The organism is Halalkalibacter alkalisediminis (assembly GCF_028610705.1).
GTDB classification, from domain to species: Bacteria; Bacillota; Bacilli; order Bacillales; family Bacillaceae_D; genus Halalkalibacter; species Halalkalibacter alkalisediminis.
This window is the reverse complement of sequence record NZ_JAQQWT010000031.1, coordinates 20,700-30,034: the sequence shown is the minus strand read 5'-3', so window position 1 is coordinate 30,034 and position 9,335 is coordinate 20,700. Positions and strand designations below refer to the sequence as shown.

At 39.3% G+C, this 9,335-nt stretch carries 9 protein-coding genes and 1 pseudogene; 7 read left to right on the top strand and 3 right to left on the bottom strand.

Annotated elements, in window-relative coordinates; translation table 11 throughout:
- Positions 1 to 105, top strand: a 105-nt coding sequence (locus PQ474_RS21800; protein WP_273847712.1) for an IS3 family transposase, incomplete at its 5' end; no start/stop codon positions are given.
- Positions 106 to 164: 59 nt separating this feature from the next.
- On the opposite strand, the gene ggt is transcribed toward PQ474_RS21800, so the two are convergent.
- Positions 165 to 1,958, bottom strand: a complete 1,794-nt coding sequence (gene ggt / locus PQ474_RS21795; protein WP_273847710.1) for a gamma-glutamyltransferase — start codon at positions 1,956 to 1,958, stop codon at positions 165 to 167.
- Between the two features lie 208 nt (positions 1,959 to 2,166).
- On the opposite strand from ggt, the pseudogene PQ474_RS21790 reads away from it, so the two are divergent.
- From PQ474_RS21790 to katX, 6 genes and pseudogenes are all read left to right on the top strand, one after another.
- Positions 2,167 to 2,514 (top strand): annotated as a pseudogene (locus tag PQ474_RS21790) (DDE-type integrase/transposase/recombinase); the annotation flags it as partial.
- Positions 2,515 to 3,103: 589 nt separating this feature from the next.
- Positions 3,104 to 4,303, top strand: a complete 1,200-nt coding sequence (locus tag PQ474_RS21785) for an iron-containing alcohol dehydrogenase (RefSeq protein ID WP_273847709.1) — start codon at positions 3,104 to 3,106, stop codon at positions 4,301 to 4,303.
- A gap of 64 nt (positions 4,304 to 4,367) precedes the next feature.
- Complete coding sequence (locus PQ474_RS21780; RefSeq protein WP_273847708.1) at positions 4,368 to 4,919, top strand: hypothetical protein; 552 nt, start codon at positions 4,368 to 4,370, stop codon at positions 4,917 to 4,919.
- Positions 4,920 to 5,115: 196 nt separating this feature from the next.
- On the top strand, positions 5,116 to 5,478 hold the full coding sequence (locus tag PQ474_RS21775; RefSeq protein WP_273847707.1) for a group I truncated hemoglobin: 363 nt from the start codon (positions 5,116 to 5,118) through the stop codon (positions 5,476 to 5,478).
- A 253-nt stretch (positions 5,479 to 5,731) separates the two neighbouring features.
- Positions 5,732 to 6,298, top strand: coding sequence for a class D sortase (locus PQ474_RS21770; RefSeq protein WP_273847706.1), 567 nt, complete (start codon positions 5,732 to 5,734; stop codon positions 6,296 to 6,298).
- 131 nt (positions 6,299 to 6,429) lie between these two features.
- Positions 6,430 to 8,019: a catalase KatX gene (gene katX / locus PQ474_RS21765; protein WP_273847705.1), complete on the top strand. Its 1,590-nt coding sequence runs from the start codon at positions 6,430 to 6,432 to the stop codon at positions 8,017 to 8,019.
- Positions 8,020 to 8,153: 134 nt separating this feature from the next.
- Here katX and mobA read toward each other — a convergent pair whose 3' ends face one another.
- Both mobA and PQ474_RS21755 read right to left on the bottom strand, forming a co-directional pair.
- Positions 8,154 to 8,732 carry a molybdenum cofactor guanylyltransferase gene (mobA, locus tag PQ474_RS21760; RefSeq protein WP_273847704.1) on the bottom strand — a complete coding sequence of 193 codons (579 nt, stop codon included), beginning with the start codon at positions 8,730 to 8,732 and terminating at the stop codon, positions 8,154 to 8,156.
- Positions 8,729 to 9,223, bottom strand: coding sequence for a MogA/MoaB family molybdenum cofactor biosynthesis protein (locus PQ474_RS21755; RefSeq protein WP_273847703.1), 495 nt, complete (start codon positions 9,221 to 9,223; stop codon positions 8,729 to 8,731). The genes mobA and PQ474_RS21755 overlap by 4 nt, the downstream gene beginning before the upstream one ends.
- Between the last annotated feature and the right edge of the window lie 112 nt (positions 9,224 to 9,335).

Here is a 9,335-nt window from a genome sequence, read left to right as displayed (position 1 = left end):
ATTGAAAAATATATCTACTGGTACAACCATGAACGATCAAAAGAAAAATTGGCTGGTTTAAGTCCAGTCGAATACCGGACACAAACCAGCCAAACAGCTGCATAATATAAACTCTAACTTTTAGGGGTAACTACCAAGGAACCGGCTCTGTTTTTATTCACTAATTAATTTTTTCCTTGGTCTTTTCCTGAGCTGTTTCCAGGTCGATTAATACCAATAGCAGCTCCTTCTCTTCGTTCATCGGCAACCCCATAAAATTGGCTCGTTTCATAATCGATTAAAATGGTTTGCACGTTTCCTACAGAGTTAGGATTCGTTTGCAGAGAGTGCCCGATGTCGGTCATTTGTGCCCGCATATCTTCTGGTATTCCTTCTTCCCACCACATTTGTGTAGTGTGTGTATTATAAATACGCGGTTCCTTCACTGCTTCTTCTAGATCCATCCCGTAATCGGTAATATTCAGAAACACTTGAAGTACAGCTGTGATAATTCTTGGTCCCCCTGGAGAACCGAGCGTCAATACTGGCTTCCCTTCTTCATCAAGAACCATCGTTGGAGTCATACTACTTAACGGACGTTTGCCCGGCTCCACTTCATTTGCTCCGCCGGGTCTAGCATCAAAGTCGGTTAATTCATTATTAAGCATGAATCCGTGTCCCGGAACCATAATACCAGAACCGAAAACTTGCTCAATCGTACTAGTGTTAGATACAACATTTCCCCATCTATCAGCAACCGTAAAGTGAGTAGTTTCTCCTGGTTGTTCATCTGCATCATGTTCCGCAGCTTCTACGTCATAGTCTGCAGCTCCCTCTTCATAACTCCAGGCATCTCCCGGTGGTGTCTCGTCCATTCTGGAATCAAGGGAAATCAGTGACCTTCTTTCTTCAATATAATCCGGATGAAGAAGTCCGTTAACTGGTACATCCACAAATTCAGGATCAGCTGCGAATGCCGCTCTGTCTGCATAAGCTAATCTCATCGTTTCAGCGAGTAAGTGATATTTTTCAAAAGAACGCACATCATACTGTCCCAAATCAAAGTCTTCTAATATTTTCAGCATTTGAATGAGGAACGTTCCACCTGAACTTGGTGGCGGCATACTTGCAATGCGGTAATCTTTATAATTTCCATATACTGGTTTATTAACTGACAGATTATAATTAGCAAGATCCTCTGCCGTCATGCTTCCACCGAAGTCTTGTACAACTTCTGCAATTGCAACGGCAATCTCACCGTGGTAAAGCGCGTCAGTTCCATGTTTACGGATCTTTTTAAGTGTATTTGCTAAATCGGACTGTACGAGTAATTCTCCTTCTTTTACAGGCTCGCCTCCTGGCAAAAATACATCTCCCGCGGCTGTTGCGGATAGCTTTTCTGCATTACTCACAATAAACGAGGCAAGCTGTCCATCCACCTTAAAGCCATTTTCCGCAAGCTGAATAGCAGGAGTAATCAGTTGCTGACGTGATCTTGAGCCCCATCGATCAAGTGCTTCTTCAAGACCTTTCAGTGTTCCTGGAACACCAACAGAGTTGCCGTGTCGTACCCTTTCTTGAAACGGAATAATACCTCCACTCTCATTCAGGAACATATCCGCCGTTGCTCCTGCAGGTGCTCTTTCTCGACTATTTATAATCGTTATGTCATCTTCATCAGCATCATAAACCATCATAAAACTGCCACCGCCAATTCCTGACATCATCGGCTCTACAACGTTTAATGCATACTGAATGGCAACCGCAGCGTCAACCGCGTTTCCGCCTTTATTAAGTATATCTGCACCTATTTGGGATGCGATGGGGTGAGAAGTGGAAACCATACCATCCGTACCCGTGTCTACAGATTGAATATCTTGGTCATAGTTTTTCGCAGTAGTAATAAACGGATTAATCGTTAACAACAAACAAAAGATAGTAAATAATGAAACTATTCTAGTCCAATTTCTCTGTTTCATAGATCCGCCTCCTCTAAAAATATGTTTAACTATTAAACCGAGAATGTAAGTACTTTCTCCCCTCCTTAAGTTGTTCCTTATCATATTCTTTAAAGACTCTTGAAAATCCTTTTATTGTAAATTGGCAGCCCTAAGAAGGGCTGGGCACTTGCAGGGTCAGTAGCATGGGCTTCAGGAAGTAGCTTTGCCAAGGTAGGGCATTTGAAACAAGAAAGCCTTGGCTGCTTCTCATATTTGTAAACCTCGTGTCATAACTGTGGACAAAAACCCAGCCTATCCTGTAGCGATTCAAGAGTTAAAAGAAGAGAAACGTATGCCTGAAGGCATACAAATAAGGCAAGTTAAATATCTCAATAATATTGTGGAACAGGATCATCGTTTTATAAAGAAGCGAGTTCGTTCGATGTTAGGATTGAAATCATTTCGTACAGCTACTTACATACTGAGTGGCGTAGAAGCCATGCATATGATTAAAAAGAAGCAGGTTCACCAAGGGGTGAAGTCTGCCAAAAATCAAAAAGAAGTCATCCATAAACTGTTTGGGTTAGCTTCATAAGCTAGTATTTTAAAGGAAACGGACACTCTATGTTTCTAGCGAGTGGTTTTTGCACCAGAACCATAAGTTTTCCACTTCTCTTTCTAGACGCAACTTTTCATTCGCTCTACCAATAAGTAAATAAATGAGAAAATTTGCTCAATGTCATTGTTCAAGTTTTTGCGTTGTTCTTAAAATAATATGGTAGTAAGGGTAACCTAGTTTTAGGGTCATCGGTGCTAAATGGCATATGTTTAAATAATATTTTCTATTAATAAGATGTAAGAGGTTAAAGAGGAGGAAATAATCATGGAATCGAATTTATAGGTTGCAACTAAAATAAGGATAATAGGCATATTACTTGGTTAGTAGGCTCGAAGACGAATTGAATTGGAGAGTCTTTTGTGTGACGGGAAACTCGGTTCGTTAAACTATACATGGACAGTGAAATCTAATGATTTGAACCTATCTTTTGTCCTAAGAAATTATACATGAATGGCTTTCAACTGAATACCGGTTCCAATGTCCGGTAAGTCGAGCTTTTTTCTTTTCCCTTCAAAGCAACCCCCGTTTAAGGTGATTGTAATCTAACTAATAGGGAGGAAACTAAATGTACAAAGCGTATTGTCGACTATACCAACAAGCTTTTAGAGTCACTTCACTTTTCTTACCTTGGCGCGAACCTGAGGTGATAAAGGGAGAAGGGAGCTTGGGAACACTGCCTGAGCTGATAAGAAGCAAAAAAATTCAGAGTGTGTTGATTGTAACAGACAAGGGAATTGTAACACTTGGTTTGCTGGATCTTCTTCTTAAAGGTTTAGAAGCTAACAGAATTGCTTATGTTATTTATGATCAAACGGTGCCAAATCCAACGATTGATAACATTGAAGAAGCATTAGAATTGTTTCATTTAAACGAATGTCAGGGAATCATCGCTTTTGGTGGTGGTTCACCAATGGATTGTGCAAAGGGAGTAGGGGCACGTGTGGCAAGGCCTAAAAAAACGATCGCTCAAATGAAGGGCGAATTAAAGGTTAGAAAAGAGATCCCTTTGTTAATAGCTGTGCCTACGACATCTGGTACAGGGAGTGAAGCGACGGTGGCAGCGGTCATCTCAAATAGGAAGACAAAAGAAAAATTCGTCATTGTTGATCCCGTTCTCATTCCACATATAGCTGTACTGGATCCTTTGCTGACGGTGAACTTACCTAAACACATTACAGCTACAACAGGAATGGATGCACTCACACATGCAATTGAGGCCTATATTGGAAGAAGCAACACTAAAGAGACAAGGCAGTATTGTAGAGAGGCGATCAAATTAATCTTTGAAAATCTGTATACAGCCTATTCTGATGGTACGAATATTCATGCTCGTACGAACATGCAACAGGCTTCATACTTAGCGGGAGTCGCATTCACTCGTGCATATGTGGGCAATATACATGCGATTGCCCATACGTTAGGAGGATATTATTCCGTCCCTCATGGGTTAGCTAACGCAGTTATTATGCCGTTTGTCCTTAAATATTATGGGAAATCTGTGCATCTGTCTTTGGCGGAGTTAGCTGATTTGGTTGGAATCAGTGAATCGCATGAAACAGCTGAAGAGAAAGCCAATAAGTTCATTCATGCCATCGAGAAATTAAATGAAGATATGGAGATTCCTACAAAAGTCAGTGGTATTCTTGAACATGACATTCCAGTACTAGCTGAACGTGCATTGAAAGAGGCGAATCCCCTCTATCCGGTGCCGATGATCTTAACTAGAGAAGAGATGGTTCACTTGTATCACGTGATTAAGGAATAGCTAAAGGTTAAAATAATAAAAATGAACCATAAAACTTACAACTGAACAAGAGGAGTAACAACTAATGAATCTCTCGATAAAGTCCTATTTTGAAAACCTACAATCTAAAGATAAAGATCTACAATATGAGGCGTATGAAAAAATTATGTCAGCAATAGATGAAAAGGTAGACTGGGCATACGACGTTTGGGAGCAACTTATGAAGGATTTAACAAATGCCGATCCTCATCGAAGATCAAGGGCTGCCCAGTTTCTTTGTGGTTTGGCAAAAAGTGATCCAGAGAAACGAATATTAAACGACTTTACGGCTATTTGGGAAGTAACAAAAGATCAGAAATTCGTGACAGCTAGACATAGTTTGCAATCCACCTGGAAAGTGGGATTAGCAGGTACAGAGCAAAAAGAGATGGTTGTAGATAAATTGAAAGACCGGTTTATTCATTGTGAAGATGAAAAGAATTACACATTGATTCGTTTTGATCTCATTCAAGGTCTGAGGTATTTATATGACCATTTAAAAGATGAAGAAATCAAACACCTTGCTTTAGAACTAATCAATAAAGAAGAAGATGGTAAGTATAAAAAGAAGTACTCGTCTGTATGGAAGAATGCGTAATTTTAGAGAAATGGAAACACTAATGAATTAGGAAGAACAGAGGCCTTTACATGACATCTTGTTTCATCTCTATTTTTGCTATCATTAATTGTTTAGGAGGAAAAGGAAGTGTGTAAAAATGATTTTGCAAAATAGGGATAAGAACTAAAGAAATAGTGGAAAATAATACTAAATAACAAAATAGGGGTGTGTATCTATGGAACAAACACTATACGAAAAAGTGGGGGGAGAAGAGGCCATTGCAAAAGTTGTGGACTATTTCTACTCTGAATTGGTTTTAAAAGATGAAACCGTTAATCATTTCTTTAAACATACTGATATGGATAAACAACGTCGCCATCAGACTAAATTTATCAGTTTTGCTTTAGGTGGACCTAATCAATATTCAGGGATGTCAATGGCAAAAGCACACGAGGGGATGAACATACAGCCAGCCCATTTTGATGCTATTGCCAAACACCTTCATCATGCTCTTGCCCATTATGGAGTGAGCGAGGCAGATATAGATACAGCGTTAACGAAAGTCGCTTCATTAAGAGATGATATACAATATAAATAACTTTCGTTAATAAGAATAAACAATTAGTTGAAATAAGGTGAGAATCACAGCAACAAAGCGCATTTGAGTAATGCGCTTTGTTGCTGTGAACATATTTATTAGTTTCTCTCTTAATTGAACTAGTTATGTTGTCTACTGTTCTTTCCTCTTCATCCTCGCTTAATTCTTGATCATTGCAGCTAGTAATTTATGTTAAACTGTTTGGTATATGAATGATTGATTAATAGGGATAAACCATAAAGGAGTATGTATAATGAAAATCGTTGCTCGGATTATGATCCTTCTTGGAGTTGGTTTTTTATCATTTGGAGGGTTTGAACTATATCAGACATATACGAAACAACATGAATCTTTGGCAGAAGCTAAACAAATTCTTGAAGATACTACCGCTCAAGTCACGAGTGCTGAAATGATGAATATAGAAAGTGGCGACGTGATTGGTTCTTTATACATCCCCCGATTTGATAAGGAAATCCCTATTATCTCTGGCACAGATGAAGAAGAATTAAGCAGAGGGGTTGGACATTATACATCGACGGCTCTTCCTGACCAGAATGATCAGATTCTCTTATCAGGACATCGCGATACCGTATTTCGTGGTTTTGGAGAATTAGAGAATGGCGATGAATTTATGGTGAAGATGCCGTATGGGACTTTTACTTATGTCATGTATGAAGCAGAAATCGTTGATGCCGATGATCGCACGGTTATTCGTTCAACAGCGCCAAATGAAATTTTAACTTTATCAACTTGCTATCCCTTCAATTTTGTGGGGGCAGCACCTGATCGATACATTATTTATGCAAAGCGAATTGATTAACTTACAAATGAAGAACAATTTCAAAGAAAAGTTTGAAAGCGTAATGCCCTCGGGTGTTACGTTTTTTTAGTGAACGGGTTTTCATTTTGTCCTTAATGGACATAACTGGTAACTGAAAAGGAGGGGATACTTTGAAAGATGATAAAGATTTAAACCCAAGCAATGAGTCGGAAGACACATTAACGAACAGACAGGGGCATCCAGTCACGAATAATCAGAATGTCCGAACGGTTGGAAACCGTGGTCCGACTACCTTAGAGAATTATGATTTTCTTGAGAAAATTAGCCATTTTGATCGTGAACGTATTCCAGAGCGTGTGGTTCATGCGCGTGGAGCAGGTGCGCACGGTTATTTCGAAGCGTATGGCAAAGTAGGGGATGAGCCGGTTTCTAAGTATACAAGAGCTAAGTTATTCCAAGAAAAAGGGAAGCAAACACCGGTTTTTGTTCGTTTTTCATCTGTTGTACATGGTGGACATTCTCCTGAAACACTCCGGGACCCAAGAGGATTTGCGGTTAAATTTTACACAGAGGATGGGAATTGGGATCTAGTTGGTAACAATTTGAAAATTTTCTTTATTCGTGATCCGCTAAAATTTCCTGACCTTGTCCATGCCTTTAGACCAGATCCAGTAACGAACATCCAAGATGGCGAACGTATCTTTGACTTTGTATCGAATTCACCAGAAGCCACACATATGGTGACTTTCTTGTTTTCACCATGGGGTATCCCTGCCAACTATCGTATGATGCAAGGTTCAGGAGTTAATACATACAAATGGGTAAACGCAGAAGGCAAGGGCGTACTTGTTAAATATCACTGGGAACCAAGGCAAGGAATTCGTAATTTGACACAAGAGGAAGCAGATGAACTACAAGCGAAAAACTTTAATCATGCTACTCAAGATTTATACGAGGCCATTGAAAAAGGTGATTACCCAGAATGGGAGCTATTTGTACAAATTTTAAGTGATGATGAGCATCCTGAATTAGATTTTGATCCACTTGACCCGACTAAGCTATGGTATAAAGAGATTATTCCTTGGCAACCAGTTGGGAAGATGGTGCTAAATAAAAATCCTGAGAATTACTTTGCAGAAGTAGAACAGGTTGCATTTGGGACGGGCGTTCTTGTTGATGGCTTAGACTTTTCTGACGATAAATTACTTCAAGGAAGAACGTTCTCCTATTCTGATACACAGCGTTACCGTGTGGGATCGAACTATTTACAATTACCGATTAACTCGCCGAAAAAACATGTAGCAACGAATCAGCGTGATGGTCAAATGGAATACAAAGTAGACCAAGGCAAAGATCAAAATCCACATGTAAACTATGAGCCATCCACTTTAGGGGGGCTGAAGGAAGCGAAAAACCCTGGAAAAGAGCATACACCGTATGTCGAGGGAGAGCTTAAACGGGAGACCATTGACCGGACTAACAACTTTGGTCAAGCGGGAGAAACGTATCGAAGATTTTCTGATTTTGAACGTGAGGAATTGATCAAGAATCTAGTCAATACTTTAGCTCCATGTCATAAAAAAATTCAAGAGCAGATGATCGAGAATTTTACAAACGCCGATCCTGAATATGGAAAAAGAGTGAAAGAAGGACTAGCTGCAAAAATAAAAGAAATGGAGTCAGGTCCAATTGGATCGACGAAAACAGAAGAAGCTGTTCAACAAGCTCAAGATGTGAGTCATCCGTCTGATCCATATTAAGCGAAAAAGCCTCTATTTTGGAGGCTTTTTTCTATTAGAACCTCTGACGCTTTATCGTAACCTTTCAAAAATAGTGACGAATTCACTCGTATCATTCAAATATCAGACGTTTAGCAGCCCTTAGCACACACAGTCTAATCTTTCTCTATTTTCCATTCTTCCTGGCGGTTAATATTTGTAAAATCTTTCTGGTTATCTGGAAAATGAATCCACTTTACACGAACAGCTTGCAAAAGGGGTCTCATACTTTTTTTATTTTGAGCGATGATGTCTTTTGCATAAGGCAAACAGCGTTTATGATAAAGAGCGAGCAATGGTTGCTCTTTTTCACCCGCAATAGGTACGATGGCATCAATGGATGAATCGGTTGTATATTGAATTAACGATCGGGCCAATTCTGCTGTTACAAATGGAATGTCTGATGCTAAGACGAAGAACCAATCAGCTTCTTCAATGGTGTCAAGAGCAAACGTTAGAGCGTGTAAAGGACCGTTATGTTGTTGTTTTTCAATTAAAATGGAAGCACTACTGTCATCAAAGCGGGAGGATAGCAGTTCGTTGGTGACGATATAGACAGATGAGATCGCGCTATTGGTATTAAGAGCATTTACACTGTGTTGATAAAACGGTAGTCCCTTATAGATTTCAAACATTTTTGGCTTTCCATAACGCGAAGATTGTCCACCTGCTAAAATAACTCCAACCATTCTCATAGCTTAACTAGTTCCTCTACAAAATGAGGTAATGTTGGTAAAATGAGCTTGTTAACAGCAAGTTTGACAGCATTAGTTGAACCAGGAAGAGCATAGATTGCGGTCGTATCGATGCTGCCTGCTACAGCGCGACTAAATAAAGCTTTTGGTCCAATCTCTTCATAACTTAACATCCGAAATAGTTCGCCAAATCCATCCATTTTTTTACTGAGCAATTCGTTTACGGCTTCATAGGTAACATCTCTTGGTGAAAAACCAGTCCCGCCATTTAAAAGGATAGCTTGAATGTTAGAATTGGCAGTCCATTCTTTTACGATAGCTTGAATCAATGGTCGTTCATCTTTGGCTATTTTATACTCTATAATTGAATGGTCCTTCGATTCAAATAAAGATTTGATCGCCTGTCCGCTTCTGTCATCTTCAAAATTTCTTGTATCTGAAATGGTTAGTATTGCTATGTTCACACATTTGGAATTATTTAATTGATGCATACTATTAATTCACCCTTCTTTTTTATGTTAGAATGATTAATTATAACTATACAATGAATCGTTCGAAATTACACTGACTTGGAAATGAATGTACTAGAGAAGGGATGTGAAA

Excerpts from the sequence above, each read along its gene's own strand:
- ggt (WP_273847710.1), bottom strand. The coding sequence starts at position 1,958 with ATGAAACAGAGAAATTGGACTAGAATAGTTTCATTATTTACTATCTTT.
- PQ474_RS21785 (WP_273847709.1), top strand. The coding sequence starts at position 3,104 with ATGTACAAAGCGTATTGTCGACTATACCAACAAGCTTTTAGAGTCACT.
- PQ474_RS21780 (WP_273847708.1), top strand. The coding sequence starts at position 4,368 with ATGAATCTCTCGATAAAGTCCTATTTTGAAAACCTACAATCTAAAGAT.
- PQ474_RS21775 (WP_273847707.1), top strand. The coding sequence starts at position 5,116 with ATGGAACAAACACTATACGAAAAAGTGGGGGGAGAAGAGGCCATTGCA.
- PQ474_RS21770 (WP_273847706.1), top strand. The coding sequence starts at position 5,732 with ATGAAAATCGTTGCTCGGATTATGATCCTTCTTGGAGTTGGTTTTTTA.
- mobA (WP_273847704.1), bottom strand. The coding sequence starts at position 8,732 with ATGAGAATGGTTGGAGTTATTTTAGCAGGTGGACAATCTTCGCGTTAT.
- PQ474_RS21755 (WP_273847703.1), bottom strand. The coding sequence starts at position 9,223 with ATGCATCAATTAAATAATTCCAAATGTGTGAACATAGCAATACTAACC.